This window comes from Thalassolituus marinus (assembly GCF_020320395.1).
In the GTDB taxonomy this organism is placed as follows: Bacteria; Pseudomonadota; Gammaproteobacteria; order Pseudomonadales; family Oceanobacteraceae; genus Venatoribacter; species Venatoribacter marinus.
This window is the reverse complement of record NZ_JAEDAH010000006.1, coordinates 1-16,540: the sequence shown is the minus strand read 5'-3', so window position 1 is coordinate 16,540 and position 16,540 is coordinate 1. Positions and strand designations below refer to the sequence as shown.

Annotated in this window: 17 protein-coding genes; 10 read left to right on the top strand and 7 right to left on the bottom strand. The window is 55.1% G+C overall.

The annotated features are described in order from the left end of the window. Nucleotides 1-2 precede the first annotated feature (2 nt). The 5 genes from I9W95_RS01465 (at nt 3) to I9W95_RS01445 (ending at nt 4,776) form a co-directional block, all read left to right on the top strand. A complete protein-coding gene (locus I9W95_RS01465; protein ID WP_225671056.1) occupies nt 3-206 on the top strand; it encodes a DUF2256 domain-containing protein in 204 nt (67 codons plus the stop codon). Continuing rightward, nucleotides 206-1,633 carry an FAD-binding domain-containing protein gene (locus tag I9W95_RS01460; RefSeq protein ID WP_225671054.1) on the top strand — a complete coding sequence of 476 codons (1,428 nt, stop codon included), beginning with the start codon at nt 206-208 and terminating at the stop codon, nt 1,631-1,633. The genes I9W95_RS01465 and I9W95_RS01460 overlap by 1 nt, the downstream gene beginning before the upstream one ends. Before the next feature lie 4 nt (nt 1,634-1,637). Next, on the top strand, nt 1,638-3,200 hold the full coding sequence (locus tag I9W95_RS01455; protein WP_225671052.1) for a cryptochrome/deoxyribodipyrimidine photo-lyase family protein: 1,563 nt from the start codon (nt 1,638-1,640) through the stop codon (nt 3,198-3,200). A 109-nt stretch (nt 3,201-3,309) separates the two neighbouring features. Next, the gene (locus I9W95_RS01450) at nt 3,310-4,239 is read left to right on the top strand and encodes a ZIP family metal transporter (RefSeq protein WP_225671050.1); all 930 of its coding nucleotides are present in this window, start codon (nt 3,310-3,312) and stop codon (nt 4,237-4,239) included. Nucleotides 4,240-4,299: 60 nt separating this feature from the next. Then, nucleotides 4,300-4,776 (top strand): Dps family protein, encoded by a 477-nt coding sequence (locus I9W95_RS01445; protein ID WP_225671048.1) that lies wholly within the window; start codon nt 4,300-4,302, stop codon nt 4,774-4,776. A 42-nt stretch (nt 4,777-4,818) separates the two neighbouring features. Here I9W95_RS01445 and I9W95_RS01440 read toward each other — a convergent pair whose 3' ends face one another. Next, on the bottom strand, nt 4,819-6,870 hold the full coding sequence (locus I9W95_RS01440; RefSeq protein WP_225671046.1) for a putative bifunctional diguanylate cyclase/phosphodiesterase: 2,052 nt from the start codon (nt 6,868-6,870) through the stop codon (nt 4,819-4,821). 254 nt (nt 6,871-7,124) lie between these two features. Here I9W95_RS01440 and I9W95_RS01435 point away from each other — a divergent pair, with 254 nt between their 5' ends. The 3 genes from I9W95_RS01435 to I9W95_RS01425 all read left to right on the top strand — a co-directional run bounded on the left by I9W95_RS01435 (nt 7,125) and on the right by I9W95_RS01425 (nt 9,334). Beyond that, entirely contained in the window at nt 7,125-8,387 is a 1,263-nt protein-coding gene (locus tag I9W95_RS01435) for an OprO/OprP family phosphate-selective porin (protein WP_225671044.1), read from the top strand. Continuing rightward, nucleotides 8,387-8,812: a hypothetical protein gene (locus tag I9W95_RS01430; protein WP_225671042.1), complete on the top strand. Its 426-nt coding sequence runs from the start codon at nt 8,387-8,389 to the stop codon at nt 8,810-8,812. The genes I9W95_RS01435 and I9W95_RS01430 overlap by 1 nt, the downstream gene beginning before the upstream one ends. A gap of 105 nt (nt 8,813-8,917) precedes the next feature. Then, nucleotides 8,918-9,334 carry a hypothetical protein gene (locus tag I9W95_RS01425; protein ID WP_225671040.1) on the top strand — a complete coding sequence of 139 codons (417 nt, stop codon included), beginning with the start codon at nt 8,918-8,920 and terminating at the stop codon, nt 9,332-9,334. 6 nt (nt 9,335-9,340) lie between these two features. Here the strand turns inward: I9W95_RS01425 and I9W95_RS01420 are convergent, their stop codons facing one another. The 5 genes from I9W95_RS01420 to cbiB form a co-directional block, all read right to left on the bottom strand. Beyond that, nucleotides 9,341-9,574, bottom strand: a complete 234-nt coding sequence (locus I9W95_RS01420) for a thioredoxin family protein (RefSeq protein WP_225671038.1) — start codon at nt 9,572-9,574, stop codon at nt 9,341-9,343. 28 nt (nt 9,575-9,602) lie between these two features. After that, nucleotides 9,603-10,592 (bottom strand): permease, encoded by a 990-nt coding sequence (locus I9W95_RS01415; protein ID WP_225671035.1) that lies wholly within the window; start codon nt 10,590-10,592, stop codon nt 9,603-9,605. 75 nt (nt 10,593-10,667) lie between these two features. Then, nucleotides 10,668-11,570, bottom strand: a complete 903-nt coding sequence (locus I9W95_RS01410) for a cobalamin-binding protein (RefSeq protein ID WP_225671033.1) — start codon at nt 11,568-11,570, stop codon at nt 10,668-10,670. Then, the gene (locus tag I9W95_RS01405; protein ID WP_225671031.1) at nt 11,563-12,657 is read right to left on the bottom strand and encodes an aminotransferase class I/II-fold pyridoxal phosphate-dependent enzyme; all 1,095 of its coding nucleotides are present in this window, start codon (nt 12,655-12,657) and stop codon (nt 11,563-11,565) included. Before I9W95_RS01405 ends, I9W95_RS01410 begins: the two co-directional genes overlap by 8 nt. Then, nucleotides 12,647-13,660 carry an adenosylcobinamide-phosphate synthase CbiB gene (gene cbiB / locus I9W95_RS01400; protein WP_225671023.1) on the bottom strand — a complete coding sequence of 338 codons (1,014 nt, stop codon included), beginning with the start codon at nt 13,658-13,660 and terminating at the stop codon, nt 12,647-12,649. Before cbiB ends, I9W95_RS01405 begins: the two co-directional genes overlap by 11 nt. Nucleotides 13,661-13,702: 42 nt before the next feature. Between cbiB and I9W95_RS01395 the strand changes: the two genes are divergently transcribed. Both I9W95_RS01395 and I9W95_RS01390 read left to right on the top strand, forming a co-directional pair. Next, nucleotides 13,703-15,208, top strand: coding sequence for a cobyric acid synthase (locus tag I9W95_RS01395; protein WP_318653583.1), 1,506 nt, complete (start codon nt 13,703-13,705; stop codon nt 15,206-15,208). 90 nt (nt 15,209-15,298) lie between these two features. Further along, nucleotides 15,299-15,691, top strand: a complete 393-nt coding sequence (locus tag I9W95_RS01390; RefSeq protein WP_318653582.1) for a globin — start codon at nt 15,299-15,301, stop codon at nt 15,689-15,691. Between the two features lie 56 nt (nt 15,692-15,747). Here I9W95_RS01390 and I9W95_RS01385 read toward each other — a convergent pair whose 3' ends face one another. Beyond that, nucleotides 15,748-16,347, bottom strand: coding sequence for a hypothetical protein (locus tag I9W95_RS01385; RefSeq protein ID WP_225671018.1), 600 nt, complete (start codon nt 16,345-16,347; stop codon nt 15,748-15,750). Nucleotides 16,348-16,540 lie beyond the last annotated feature (193 nt).

The following is a 16,540-nucleotide window of genomic DNA, read 5'->3' as shown; positions in this document are numbered from 1 at the left end:
CCATGGGCTTACTGAGTGGTTTCCGTAACCCCCATAACCTGCCGGTGAAAACTTGCGCACACTGCGAACGGCCATTCTGCTGGCGGCGCAAATGGGCGCGCAGCTGGAACGAGGTGAAGTACTGCAGCAAAGCCTGCAGTCAGCAGGCGGCCCGCAAACCACCGGCCAACCTGTGCGCAGCCGGTTCGGTGGAGGATGAGTTCTGATGACGTCGCACCACATGAATCTGGTCTGGCTGCGCAACGATCTGCGTCTGCACGACCACCCCATGTTTAACCAGCTGGCGGCACAAGGGGAATGCCCCGGTCTGGCGGTGGTGTTTATTCTGCCGCAGCACTGGCAGCAGCCCGACCCGAACGGATTAACCCGGCTAGGGCTTCCCAAAGCGCGCTTCCTGCGCGCCTGTCTGATTGATGTGCAGCGCAGTTTGTATCAGCAAAATATCCGCCTCAGCCTGCTCGGTGGCGATCCGGTCCGGCTGCTGCGTGACTGGTATGCCCAACAACCATTTCACCTGCACACCGCCGCGGCACAGGCGCCGGAAGAAGCCAGCTGGCTGCGTGCCATTGCGGAGTTTGCGCCGGTCACCACCTACGAACCGCACACCCTGTTCCGCCAACAACAGCTGGCGGAATTACTCACCGCCGACAACTGGCCCAGCAGCTACAGCGGTTTCAGCCGCTGGCTGGATAAGCGCGGTCTGCTCAGCCACATCGATGCTCCGCTGCCACCGGCCATTCTGAGCGCCGACCCGCACGAAGCGCCGGTAGCGGCCGCGATTCAATGGCCCGACCACCAGCTGCATCAGGTTCCGGCCTGGGCAGGACGAGTACCCGTCACCCCCTTTCATGGTGGCGAAGACGCGGGCTTACGGCATCTGGCGGCTTACTTAGGTCAGGAAAACGCCCTGCGCCACTACAAAGACAGCCGCAATCAGTTGTGCACCGCGCCGGCCAGTGAAGCAGACCATCCTTACTCTGGCAGTCGCTTTGCCAGCCAACTCAGCCCGTGGCTGGCCTGGGGTGCCTTATCGGTCCGGCAGGTGTGGGCCGGCATTCAACGCTGGGAGTCCATTCACGGCACAGACGAGCACAGCGGCTGGCTGAAAAAAGAACTGCTGTGGCGCGAGTATTTTCACTGGACGCTGCGTCTGAAGGGCGCGGCGGTGTTCCACAATCCACAGCCAAAACCGCTGGATGACAGCCGCTGGCAGGCCTGGTGCACGGCGCGCACCGGTTACCCGGCCATCGACGCCGGCCTGCGCGAGCTGATTCATACCGGCTACAGCTCCAACCGCATGCGCCAGTGGCTGGCCAGTTTCTTTATTCATCAGCTGGGGCTGGACTGGCGCTTGGGGGCTGCATTCTTTGAACAGCACCTGATCGACTTCGATGTTGCCAGCAACTGGGGCAACTGGGCTTATATCGCTGGCTCCGGTCAGGACCCGCGCGGTGGCCGTTTCTTCAAGCTGAACAAACAGCTGGAACTGTACGACCCGCAGCTGATGCACCTGCAGCAATGGCTGCCCGAACTCGGCCCACTGACGCTGACGCAGGTGCTGCACCACCAGAGCGGTAAGCGCACGCTGCCGAACTGGCCGGCACCGTTGCCACCCACCAACCCGGTGGACTGACCCCATGCTGCATCTGGTGTGGCTGAAACGCGATCTGCGCCTGCACGACCACGCCGCCTTGCAGGCCGCGCTGCAGGGCCTGCAGCAACAAGGGGGAAAGCTGGCCCTGTTGTACGCGGTCGAACCGGGTGTATGGAGCCAGCCCGACAGCAGCCTGCGCCAGTGGCAGTTTGTGCGCGAGTCGCTGCTCGATCTGCAACAACAGTTACCCGCCAATGCCGCCCTGTGGCTGATTCCTGCTGATCTGCCGGATGTACTGCCACGCCTGCAGCACGCGCTGGCCATGCCCATCCGCCTCTACAGCCACCTCGAAACCGGCAACCTGTTCAGCTACCGCCGCGATCAGGCCGTGCAGCGGGTATGCCGGCAGCTGGGCATCGTCTGGCAGGAATCCGCGCAGCAGGGCGTACGCCGCGCCAGCCGCAGCAACCCGCACAACCGCGATGACTGGGCCGCGCACTGGGCCGGGTTTATGGAACAGCCGCAGCACCCCACGCCATTACTCAGCGATGCTCCGTGGCTGGCTTGCCCGCTGCCCGATGCCTTGCCAATGTCAGCCCTGCCGTTGCAGCTGGGATTCGACCAGACGCCCTGCCCCGGCCGCCAGTTTGGTGGCCGCAGCGCCGGGCTGGCCGTGCTGCACAGCTTCTTAAGCCAACGTGGCCAGTATTACCGTGGCTCGTTAGGCTCGCCGCTCAGCGCCGAGCATCATGCCTCGCGGTTAAGCTCCTATCTGGCCTGGGGCTGCCTGAGCGTGCGCGAAGTGCTGCAGGCCACCCGCGCAGCTCTGTCCCAACACAAAGAAGACGGTGCCGACCGGCGCTGGCTGAACAGCCTGGGGGCCTTTGAATCGCGGCTGTGGTGGCACTGCCACTTTATTCAGAAACTGGAAGACGAACCGCTGCAGGAACAACAGCCGCTGCATCCGGCCTGGGCTGGGGTGCGGGAGTTCAACGCCAATTGGTACAACGCCTGGGCCCATGGCCAGACCGGCTGGCCGCTGGCCGATGCCTGCATGCACTATCTGCAGCATCACGGCTGGCTGAACTTCCGTATGCGCGCCATGCTCATGTCGCTGGCCAGCTATCCGCTGTGGCTGCCGTGGCAGCAACCGGCGCTGCATCTGGCGCGGGCCTTTACCGACTACGAGCCCGGTATTCATTACCCGCAGGTGCAGATGCAGTCCGGCACCACCGGCATTAACCCGCCGCGCATGTACAACCCCACCCTGCAGGCGCAGAAACAAGACCCGCACGGTGTGTTTATCCGCCGCTGGCTGCCGCAACTGGCACAGGTGCCCGACAGCTGGATTCATCAGCCCTGGGGCATGAGTCAGCGCTTACAGGCGCAGTGCGGCGTGATCATCGGCCGCGATTACCCGGCGCCGCTGGTCGATTTTGAGCAGGCCACCCGGCTGGCACGCGAGCGCATCCGCCAGCTGCGCCAGCAACCGGAGTATTTCAGCAACGCGGCCGGCATTGGCCAGAAGCATGGCTCGCGCAAACGCAGCCCGGCGCGCAGCCCCCGGAAAAAAGCCGTGAGCAAAGATCAGCTCAGCCTGTTCTGACTTATAGTTTTTAACTTTTGGTTAAATGATTTTAATCAAATAGCTTCTATTAACACGGCCACTACACTGATCTCATCTGAACGCTACAAGGCAACGCCGGGAAAACCCTATGGAACTCAGTCAACGCTCTGCGACTACCTGGTTTGATGATCTGCGCCAGCACGCTGTTGAGCATCCCTACGCAGCCGCCGGCTTACTGGCCGGTTTGGCTCTGCTGGTTGTGTTGCTGGGACAAAGTCTGATTAACCTGCTGACCACCGATAACAGCCTGTTCACGCACTATGCCCTGCTGGGTGGCACCGCTGGATTTCTGGCCACCACACTGGGCGCACTGCCGGCGCTGTTTCTGAAACGGGTATCGCAAAGTGCCGAAGACGCCATGCTGGGCTTTGCCGCCGGCATGATGCTGGCCGCGGCCGCGTTCTCGTTATTGCTGCCGGGTATTGAAGCCGGTGAAAACATCACCGGCAGTGCCATGCAGGGCGGCGCTCTGGTGGTGTTCGGTATGCTGATGGGCGTGGCATTAATGCTGGGGCTGGATGAATTCACCCCGCACGAGCACGGTACCACCGGCCCCTGCGGTGCCGGTCACGAACGCTGCAGCAAGGCCTGGTTGTTTGTGTTTGCCATGGCGCTGCACAACCTGCCGGAAGGCATGGCCGTTGGCGTCGGCTTTGCGCAGGGCGACTTAAGTGTGGGCCTGCCACTGGCCACCGCCATTGCCCTGCAGGACATTCCCGAAGGTTTAGCGGTCGCGCTGACACTGCGCGCCGTGGGTTTTACCCCGTTGTTTGCCGTCATTATTGCCGGCCTCAGCGGCTTACTGGAACCGGTGGGTGCATTATTGGGTGCCGGTCTGGCCGGTGGTTTTATGCTGGCTTACCCGATCGGGCTGGGGCTGGCCGGTGGTGCCATGCTGTTTGTGGTATCGCACGAAGTGATTCCGGAAACCCATCGCCATGGTCACCAGACCGTGGCCACACTCGGATTAATGGTGGGCTTTGCCTTAATGATGATGCTGGATACCACCCTCGGCTGAGGCCGGGGAACCTGAACAACCCAACAACGTCTTCATAACCGCAACACACAGGAGTGACCTATGAGCAACGTGAATATTGGCATCAGTGCCGAACACCGTGAACAGATCAGTGCCGGATTAGGCCGTCTGCTGGCCGACACCTACACCCTGTACTTAACCACCCATAATTTTCACTGGAACGTAACAGGCCCGATGTTCAACAGCCTGCATACGATGTTTATGACGCAGTACACCGAGCTGTGGAATGCAGTCGACCCGATCGCGGAACGCATACGCTCACTGGGCCACATTGCACCCGGTTCCTACGCTCAGTTCGCGAAACTGACGTCGTTACCCGACGCACCGGAGGTTCCACCGAAGGCGACCGAAATGATCCGGATTCTGGCCAATGGCCATGAGGCAACTGCCCGCACCGCGCGCAGTCTGTATGAACTGGTGGATGCAGCAGCGGATGAACCAACAGCAGACCTGCTGACCCAGCGTCTTGCCATCCATGAACAGACCGCCTGGATGTTACGCGCTTTGCTGGAAGATTAAGGTTAAACCTGACCCGTAAAGAAGCCGGCGGTGCCGGCTTCTTTACGCTTCATTCGACAGCTTTTGTTCAACCTGCTGCAGATACTCAAGAAACTCAGGCAAGGGCAATGGTTTACTGAACAGATAGCCCTGAATAATACGGCAACCATTGTCACTGAGAAATTTAAGCTGCTCCGCCGTTTCGACCCCTTCGGCACACAGCTCCATACCCAGCCGTCGTCCCATTTCAACAATGGTAAGCACCAGCGCATCATCTCGCTCTGATGCTCCAATATTGTCGACAAACTGCTTATCAATTTTGATCACATCAATGGGAATTTTCGTCAGATAACTCAGTGATGAATAACCGGTACCAAAATCGTCCAGAGCAACTTCACAACCCATGGCTGAAATTTCGGCAAAGAAGCGATTAGCCATATCCAGATTATCCAGATATGAATGTTCTGTCACTTCGAACTCCACCAGCCCCGGGGGAATACCATATTTGATAAAAGCTCCCTTGATAAAACCCACCAGGTGGTATTTTTTCAGATCAGAAGCAGAGAGGTTAATGGATACGGGAATCGCACGTTTTACTCTTGGAATGGCATCCCGTACATCCAGGCATACGCGATTAATAACCCACTGGGTTATTTCGGTAATTTTACCGGACTGTTCTGCAATAGGAATGAACTCTGCCGGAGAAACAAAACCCAGCTGTTCACTGCGCCAGCGCACCAGTGCTTCTGCACCAACCGGTACGCCATCTGGTGTTACCTTAGCCTGATAGTGCACAGAAAATTCATTGTGCTCGAGTGCGTACTCAATGGCGTTCGCAATATCCACACGACGCTGATAATCCTTCAGCATATCGTCGGTAAAGAAACTGAAGCGAGCCTTACCTGCACTTTTGGCGTTATACATGGCAACGTCGGCATTACGGATCAGCTCACGCAGATCGGTACAGTTTTCCGAGGCCGTGGCAATCCCGACACTGGCACTGATGCGTACTTCCCATGATTGAATCAGGAATTTCTGGGTCAGGCCATTAACGATGCAATTGGCGAGTTCCTTCAGACAATCCGGTTGACCACAGTCATTCACCAGTATCAGGAATTCGTCACCACCATGACGGGAAACAATATCATTTTCCGGCACGTAACTTTTCAGGCGCTGGGCAACCTCCACCAGCAACTGGTCACCTACTTCATGACCCAATGAATCATTCACAACCTTGAAACCATCAAGGTCGACAAACATCACAGCATACCCGACACCGCTGCCCTGCTCGTTTTTCAGCACGTGTTCGAGCTGGGTAATAAAATACTGTCGGTTCACCAGGCCGGTGAGGCTGTCGTAGTTGGCCAGATATTCCATCTCTTCCCGACGCTCTTCGAGCAGGCCAACGTATTCCTGATTGATCTCAGATTCCTGACGGATGGCATCCATCATGTTGTTGATGTCGCTGGTCAGAGAAGATACTTCGTAATGGCCACTAATCGGAATTTTGAGAGAGTAATCCTTAGTTCGCTGCACCCGTCGGGCAAACTCTGACAAACGAGTAAGCGGTGATAACCAGCGGTTGCCCATGATGTAAAAAAACAGCATCAGTACCACAATCGACAGCAGTGCCGGAGGCAGCACGCGAATGGTCAGATTACGGGTGCTGAACTCCAGCGGGCCCTCATAGTCGTTAACCACCACCAGGTAGCCCAGCACCAGCCCCGGATCGCCAATCAGCTTGACTGCCACCAGATGCCCGCCATCCTGCCAGACGCCGGTGCGTCTTTCCTGCCACTGGATAAAATCTACCGGTGCCATACTGGTGTCTCTTACCCGTGCGTGACCAACGTACTCGTCAATCAGCTCCCAGGATTTGTCATAGACAGCAGCACCGATGACATGGTCATAGGGATCAAGTGACAACAGGTAGGCTTTCAGTTCAAAAAACTGGTTGGGGTGGTTGATAACGCCGACGAGATCGCTGGCCATGTTTTCGGTCAGAGCATCCAGCTCCCCTTCTACATAGCGCGCATAGAGCTCCCGGTGTTCGGTTACCGACAGGTAGAACACTGTAAGCGCAATCGAGACGATAAAAACAAGGCTCAGAAACATTATGGCGGTTCTGATGCTCTTGATCAGCATTCGCGGGTCTCCGTTTCTCACAAAATAACAAGTACTCCTGACTACAGGTTAGCCCACAAATCGCCACGTACCTTGACTTGTAAGGGCTATTTTCAAAATAAAATGTTACAGAATGCAATCGCCTGTACACGCTGAAACGCCTGATTTCACAGCACAATGAAATTTTCGGTCTAAACTGTTATCCAGGATGCTAAAACCATGAAATCTATGAGGATGATGCTCAGATGTCCCTGCGTAGTTTGCCCAAGTACATAAACTGCTCCATAGGCGGTATAGCCCTGGCGCTTGGCAGCGTTAACGCCTCGGCCGTTGCCGTCACTGATGATCTCGATGTTTCCGGTTTTATGCGCGTGGTCGGAGGCTACCTTTCTGGCACTGATCAGAAGGTGGACGGTTACAGCGATGAACCATCCTTAAAACAGCAAACGCTGCTGGCGGTTCAGCCGACCTATTCCTTCACCGATTCTCTTTCTGTAACCGGACAGTTACTGGCCCACAGCAGCGACAACCGCGATTCCGGTGTTGAATGGCTGTACCTGTCCTATCGCCCGGATGACGCGCTGCATTTCCGTGCCGGTAAGCTGCGTATGCCATTCTTTGCCTACAGCGACAGCATTGACGTCGGTTACTCCTACCCGTGGATCAGCGCTCCGGCCCAGGTTTACAGCAATTACCTGTTTTCGACCTTTAACGGTGTCAGTGGCAGCTATAACTATGCCGGCTCAAACTTCGCGCTGAATCTGGAGGCGTACTACGGCTATTTTGATGGCGATATTCTGATTGCCGGTAGCCGGGTTAACGTCGATGGCCGGGTGGACGACCTGCGAGGTCTGGTGGTTAATCTGCGCAGCAACAATGTCGGACTGCGCCTTTCCTATCATACCGGCTATAACGAGACCCGAATTTACGCACTGGAACCCCTGCAGGAAGCACTGCAGCAGATCGGCATGACAGCCAGTGCCAGTTCACTGGACTCGGAAGGCGAAGTAACCTTTATCGAGGCAGCGCTGAGCTACGACACGCTGTCGAGTTTCTACAAAGCAGAATGGGTGCATACCACCACCGAGTTTGATGCTGCACCTTCTCTGACCGGCTATTACTTCACCGCCGGATACAACATAAGCGACTGGACACTGCACGCGACCTACGCTTCCAGTGCTTACTCAGAAACCAACGCAGAAGACGAACTTCAGCCGATTCTGGCTGCTGGCTATGACCCGGTAAACAATCCCCTGTACGAGTTAGCAGCCGGTTACTATCAGGTCTACAACTCTCTGCCTGACGGCAGCATGGATACCTATACCCTGGGTGCTCGCTGGGATTTTGATATCAATATGGCGCTCAAACTTGACGTTTCATACCTCAAAGAGACAGCGCCACGCAGTGGCTTCTTTGCTCTGCCGGCCAGCGGTTTTTATACAGATAACAGCATATCTGATAAATACAGCGCCACTCTCTATCAACTGGGATGGGAGTGGGTGTTCTGATGATGAGGACGACGTTGAAATACCTGCTGCTGATGTTTACACCTGTACTGCTGCTACCAGTACAGGCAGAAAACAGTATCCGGGTAGTGGCCAACACCGAAGGCAAAGAACTGACCCTGGGACGAGAACAGGTGAGAAATTTGTTTATGGGAGCCTCCCTCGGTTATGACCTGAGACCGGTTGCATTACCACCGAAAAATCGCACCCGCATGATCTTTAACACCCAGATTATCGGCCTGACAGAATCACGTATTCAGTCCTACTGGGCGCAAATGAAGTTCACCGGGCGTATGCAACCTCCGCGTGAAATTAATGATGAACCTGCATTATTGGATTACCTGGTCGCTCACCCCGGTAGCGTTGGCTATTTGCCTGCCGACATACAAATACCGGATGCGCTGACCGTCCTGTACGAAGTCAGATAACAAAACGAAGATCCTGCCAGTCCTGTACGAAGTCAGATAACAAAACGAAGATCCTGCCAGTCAGCTTGCAGGACCTTCGTTATAAAAAAAGACTGAGGAGGTAATATGTCGCGTTTGCTGCTGTTACTGCTGATGGCTGCTGCTATACATAACAGCCATGCCAGAGAAGGTCTGGTGGTTGTCGCCAACACCCATTACCGTAGCCCCACGCTGACTCTGGAGCAGGTACGCAACCTGTTTATGGGTGGCAATGCCGGACTTGCTCTGAAACCCGTTGCCCTTCCTCTGAACAATCACACTCGCCTGCTATTCAACGCCCACGTTATGGGGTTGCCTGAAAAACGGATTCAGTCTTACTGGGCGCAGATGAAGTTCACCGGACGTCGGGTGCCTCCTGCTATTCTGCATTCCGAACAGGATGTCGTTAGTTATCTGCTCGAGAATCCCGAAACCGTCAGTTACTTACCTGCCGATCAGCCACTGCCCGATAACCTTAAGGTGCTTTACTGGGCAGGCAATTAAGCAGCCTCAGCTAAGCCAGGCTTCAATATCCTGTCGGTGGGGAATAGAACCGCTATGTACCAGCTGACCATCCACCATAACCGCTGGCGTACGCATAACCCCCGCCAGCATGATAGCTTCCGCACTGGTTTCCTTACTCAGTGATACCGGAATGGCAAGTTCTTCGGCGATGGTACGAATGGCATCTGCGGTTTTTTCACACTTTGTACAACCGGATCCCAGCACAACAATTTCTTTCATAGCATTATCCTCATACAGCCTTACAGCCTTACAGCCAGGGGGCGATCAGATTGATCAGCCAACCCACCAGCGTAAAAGACACCAGCAACATTGCAAAAATAATCAGCAGCAGACGCAGCTGCATGACCTGCTTAAGCAAAATAAATTCGGGGAAACTTGCAGCCACAGTGCTCATACAGAACGCCAGTGTCGTGCCCAGCGGCAAGCCTTTAATAATCAGGCTTTCCATCACCGGAATAACGCCTGTGGCATTGGAATACAGAGGTATACCCGCCAGCACTGCAGCGGGTACTGTCCACCACTGGCCGTCTGCAAGATGATCGCTGACCCAGTTTTCTGGTACATAACCGTGCAGCGCAGCACCAAGGCCGACGCCAATAATGACCCATAGCCAGACCCGGGAAAAAATATCCCTTACTTCGTCTTTGGCAAACTGGTGGCGATCATGCAGTGACAGCGATTGCACCTTAGCAGCGGCCGGCACATTGCGTGCTGATGCTGCGGCATAGGCTTTCGCGGCAAACGGCTGTAGCCAGCGTTCGGCGTGCAGAATATGCAGGGTAAAACCACCCGCCATTCCTACCAGCAAGCCGACACCGATATAAGCCAGCGTGAGCTGCCAGCCAAGCAGACTGATCAGCAGAATAACGGCCACCTCATTAATCAGCGGTGACGTCAGCAGAAATGCCATGGTAATTCCGACCGGAATGCCTGCCGAAGTAAAGCCCAGAAACACAGGAATACTGGAGCAGGAACAGAACGGTGTGATAGCACCGAAACCAGCGCCCATAAACAGTCCGGCAAAGGTGTGGCGCTGAGTCAGATAATCGCGCACACGTTCAACATTGAGCGAGGCTCTGATCAGTGCAATCAGATAGATCATGATGATCAGCAACACATATATTTTGCTGACATCTTCAACAAAGAAATGGAGTGCACTGCCCAGCCGTGACACGGAAGACAGGCCCGCTACCTGATAGACCAGCCAATCGGCCAGCTGCGTAAAAATTGCCAGCATAGAATTTCTCCTGAGCGCTGTATTTACGCTAACACAAACCAGAAACCACCAGGGGCGAGTCAGATCATGATTGTGTTATTCCGCCGGCGCTGCACCACTCTGCATACGCTGACGCGTAGCTGCCATCTGCTGACACAGCTGCTCGGTGCCAATCAGGAAACGAGAGGTCGGCCGGTGAAACAGCTCCGGATGAATGTGGTAAAGGCTATTGGTCTGCACTGCGCTGAGCTGTGCATAACCGCGCCAGTCATCCAGCCATTCCGGACGACTTTCGCCCATACCACTGGCGACAATCACCTGAGGATTGGCTGCCAGCACCGCTTCGATACTAACCTGTGGCGCGGCCATCGGTAAGTCGGCAAAGATATTGTGACCACCGCACAGTTCGATGGCACGGGAAATAAACGTCGAGCCGTTCTGGCTCAGTAAAGGCTTGTTCCACACCTGATAGAAAACCGTGAGATCCTGCTGGTGCTGATACTGCTCAGCCAGTTGCTGCGTCTTTGCGCGAAAAGCCTGCGCAGCTCGGAGGCCCTGCTCATCATTGCCGGTGAGTTTCCCCAGTCGCTCCAGATTATCGGCGATGGCGGCAAAATCCCGTGGGTCTGAAGCAAACAATTGAAAACCCAGTTGCTTTAAGCGATCCAGTTCACGCTGGTTGTTACCTTCTGGCCAGGCCAGGACGATGTCTGGCTGCAACGCCATAATCGCCTCCAGATTCAGACCACTGTATCCACCGACGCGTGGAATTTTTTTTGCGGCCTGTGGATAATCAGAATAATCCACAGCTCCGACAACCAGATCACCGGCACCCACTTCAAACAGCAGTTCGGTACCGTGCGGCATCAGTGACACAATACGGCTGACGGGTTTTTCCAGTGTATGCTCCACGCCACGATCGTCCGTCACCGTCAAAGCCTGTGTCGTAACCGACAGTAAGGCAGCCAGCAAAGCAGTAATAAATCGAACCTTAGTCAAAGTCTTGTTCCTTTCCGTCATGCGCTAGATTCTTTAATGCATTTTCCAATCGTTGCCAGCCCGCTTCACTAGCTGGCCAACCCAGACGCAAACGCTGCTGCTGCGCAAACAGCCGCGTCCATATTTTTTGCACTGCCAATTGCTGTTGCCACGCTGCCACCTGCGAGCTTTCCAGCGTTATAAACATGGGTGTATCACCAACCCGTGGTAAATGCGCACACAATGTCTGCATACGTTCGCGTAATGCCTGCAAACGTCCGCGCTGCTGCTGTTGCCAGTCAGCGTCGCGCAGAACCGCGGGAAGCAACTGCATCGCCATACCATTCACAACCCAGGGCCCGATACGCGAGCCGAGCGTGGCCAATACAGATTCACTGGCAAAAACAAAACCAGCGCGTATACCGGCAAGCCCGAAAAACTTCCCCAGCGAGCGCAACACAATGGCATTCTCCGGGCGCTCAGCCGCTAACAGACTGAGGTCGGCGCTGGCATCCATGAAGGCCTCGTCACAGATCAGCCAGCCTTGCTTCTGTGCCAGTTGCGCTGCCCACTGCTGTAACTCCTGCTGAGTAAAATATTCCGCACCGGGATTACCCGGGTTCACCAGAATCAATATATCTGGCAGCGACTCACTGCCTGCCTGTGCAACAGTCTCAGACGTGGCCTGAGCAAAGGCCTGACGTATTTGTGCTGCCGTTTTTTCTGTTGTTGCATGCCCCTGCTGCTGCCAGCTGCAGACATGTTCGCCGTAACTGCCTTGCAGCAGCCACACCTGTGCCGCAGCAAAACATTGCGGCAGCGTGCGTATCGCCTGCTGGCTGCCAGCCACCAGCAAACCGCTTTCACCGTAATAACTACGCACCGCACTGTCGAGCTCAGCTGGCTGCGCGGGTAGATGATGCCATGAGTCTGCGGCAAACAGGGCTCTGCTGGCGTCACACTCCTGCTCAGCACGCTCAACCAGCCAACTGTAAGGGCTGACTGCCGACGACAGATCCAGCCACTCGTCAGCGTTACCACCGTAGACACTCAGCGCACGCTGCAGGTCAGAACCGTGAGCAGCCTGCTGCCAGGGCTCAAGTAACATACACGACTCCGTACTGCAGCCAGTTCAGCAGCAGTCCGCCCAGCAGCCAGAGCAGAAGCCACAGACCCAGTGCGCGCCACACCAGTGACAAGGCGGGCGCCATATCGCTCACTCCTGCCGCGGGACCACAGCCCATTGGCGGTTTGGCTTTCCATTCACCCTGATAACAGGCACGTTCACTTAAACGAATGCCCAACGCCCCAGCGCCTGTTGTCATCACCGGGCCACCATTCGGGCTCGCGCAAGCTGCTGCCTGAGTGCGCCAGCACTGCATAGCCCGCAGACAATAGCGGCCGGACGCCAGCGCCATCACCAGCGCCGTAAGACGTGCCGGAATAAATGCCAGTAAATCATCCAGTCGCGCCGCCACTTTACCGAAGAATTCATAACGTTCACTGCGATAGCCCCACATAGCGTCCAGGGTATTCACCCAGCGGTGTAGCAACGCCAGCGTGCTGCCACCGATAGCGAACCAGAACAGGGAAACAAACAGCGAATCTGCACTGTTTTCCAGCAGGCTTTCAATGCCGGCCTGAGCGACTTCATCATTATTCAGCTGCTGTGTATCACGGCTGACAATCCACCCCAATTTTTCCCGCGCCTGAGCCAGATCACCGGCCAGCAGCGCCTGGGATACCCAGCCAATATGCAATTGCAGACTGTGCCAACCAATGCACAGATACAGCAGCACAACTTCAGCCAGCAGCCATAACCACAGTGATTGCTGCGCCAGCCACAGCAGTGCTGCTACAACCAGCAACAGTGGCGCTAACGCCAGCAGTAGCGCCAGCGTTCCGCAGAAAATACTGACAACGCCAGCGGCAGAACGGTTTAAACGCTTTTCCAGCCAGGCAGCCCAACGGCCGAACCCTACCAGCGGATGCCAGCGCGCAGGTTCACCCAGCAGTGCATCAAGCAGCAAGGCAAGCAGCGCCAGAGCTGGCAGCAGCACAGCGAAATCGATAGGAACAACAGGAAAAATCCCGCAGAGCAGAAGCATCATGACGTACAATAGGCGGCTTATTTCAGCCGGCGATATTACCAGATGTACGACCCGATCACTTCCGTTAGCGCACGCCTGCAGGCAATGCAGCCTCTGACACTGATGATTCAGGGCACCACCTCCGATGCCGGCAAAAGTACTCTGGTGTGCGCATTAGGGCGGATTCTGCGTGACGCGGGCTTCAGCGTGGCGCCGTTTAAACCACAGAATATGGCGCTCAACAGTGCCGTTACCGCTGACGGTGGCGAAATAGGCCGCGCCCAGGCGCTGCAGGCAGAAGCCTGTGGATTGCAGCCGCATACCGACATGAACCCTGTGTTACTGAAACCGTCCAGCGATAGCGGCAGTCAGGTGATCATCCAGGGTAAGTCGATTGGTAACCTGCCTGCCCGTGACTACATGGCCTACAAACAGACCGCCATGCAAGCCGTGCAGGATTCATGGAAGCGTCTGCAGCAACAGTATCCCATTGTGCTGGTAGAAGGTGCCGGAAGTCCGGCAGAAGTGAATCTGCGCGCTAACGACATCGCTAATATGGGTTTTGCCGAGGCTGTTGATTGTCCGGTTATTCTGATCGCCGACATCGATCGCGGTGGGGTTTTTGCTCATTTAATTGGCACTCTGGCCTGCCTCAGCGACAGCGAACGTGAACGCATCATTGGTTTTGTTATTAACCGTTTTCGTGGCGATATCAGCCTGCTGCAGCCTGGTCTGGAATGGCTCGAGCAACAAACCGGTAAGCCGGTACTGGGGGTTCTTCCCTACCTGCACGGCCTTTATCTGGATGCGGAAGATTCACTGAGTCTGGCGCAGGAACAGGATGGTGACGCCGCTTTTCATATTGTGGTGCCGGTTTATCCGCGCATCAGCAATCACACCGATTTCGATGCCTTACGTTTACACCCTCAGGTAAAACTGACACTGGTTGGCCCGGGGCAGACACCACCCGCCGCCGATCTTGTGATCCTTCCCGGTTCGAAAAATACCCGTGCCGACCTTAACTGGCTGCTGTCACAGCCAGGAGACTGGCAATGCTACCTGCAACGTCATCTGCGCTACGGCGGCAAACTGATGGGCATCTGCGGTGGCCTGCAAATGCTGGGCGATGTGATTGCCGACCCACAGGGTATTGAGGATCTGCCCGGTGACACTGACGGCTTAGGCTTGTTGCCGATCCGCACCGAACTGCAGGCAGATAAAACCCTGCTACAAGTCAGTGGGGAACTCTCACTACCTGGACAACCCACTGTGCCGGCACAGGGCTATGAAATTCACGCAGGCATCAGCACCCTCAGTGCCGACATCACCAGCATCGGCTGTGGCTGGCTTTCTGCGGATGAAAACATTCTGGCAACCTACTGGCACGGTATTTTCGATACGCCACAGGCCTGTCAGGCGCTGCTGTGCTGGGCCGGACTGAAAAATGCTGACAGCGTTGATTTTCGGGCGCGCCGTAACGACGATATTCAGCGCCTTGCAGAAACCACCGCAAGCAACCTGAACTGGAAATTGCTGATTAAGCAATTAGATAATTTTACCAGCCGGTGAAACAAAGAGTCATTTGCATTACGGCAAACAGCACAGTACCCTGCGCGCCTTTTTTAAAACTCTATCAATAAAATGTAAGGTACTGCCTCAATGACTGATGCCGATAAGGTATTTCAGAGCTATGGACGGAGCTGTAATAGCCCTTCTTTTTACGAGGATTTTTATTCCAATTTCATGGGTAAATCTCCGGAAATCCGCGCCATGTTTACCAATACCGACATGACCTCACAGCGCTCATTACTGCGTGGCGGTATTATGTGGCTGGTGATGCACGCACGTGGCATGTCGGATACAAAAATCCGCGCACTGGGTGAAAGCCACAGCCGCAGTAAAATGAATATTAATCCGATGTTTTACGGAATGTGGCTGGACGCCCTGGTTGATACTCTGGAAAAGCACGACCCTGACTTTTCTCAAGAGTTAGAGCAAAGCTGGCGCAATGCGCTGCGCCCATCGATTGAAATGATTCAGAGCATGTACTGAATACTTCAGTGCATTCCGTATAGCCACGGAATGCACTGAAAAATTAAGTTCACACGTCAGAAATTAAATGCTGCACCAAGCACCAGACTGTTGTGCACATATGCAGAATTAACTACCAAACTGTCAAAAACTTCGACCTCTTCCCAGACGATAGCCTGACGCTCAAAGGCGATATCCAGTTCGACTTTCTCGCTCGCAATGTATTTAGCACCAAGTCCCATCTGAAACGCAAAACCCGACAAACTATCACCCTCTTTGTCAGTACCTTGCAGTAGCAAAGCATCACTTAACCGGTAAAGGCCTGCACCTACGCCCAGGTAGGGCTGAAGTTTCTTGCCTTCTCCCCATACAAAATGGATATCGGCACGTAAACCAGCGGCATCTTCACTGTCGCCACCGTCGAAATCGAACGTTCTAGATTCGTAGCCAAGCAACCAGCGATTATTGCGCTTATTTGTGCGTCCAAAGTAAATACCGAATGCTTTGCTATTCAGATCGCCGGTGAACTCCGAATCACCGTCATCCAGATCCAGAGTGTATTCACCCGATACGGAATTTGAATAGCGCGCGCCGACAAAGCTGTGGACATCTGCGGCCTGTACTACAAACGGAGAAAGGGAAAGTAAAGCAATAGATAAAAACTGCGCTGTACGCATTATCGTCGTCCTTGATTGAAATATTAGTAATTAAGCGGCGGAATGTACGGAGTGCCTCACGAAAAGTAAATAGCCCTGAATGCCAGCCACAAAAAAAGCGCCCGCAGGCCACTGCTGTCCCACAGTTTGGGGCAGCAAATGAAAAAGCCTGATTCCAAGTGTTATTCTGTTGTTACCACACAATAGAAAAAAC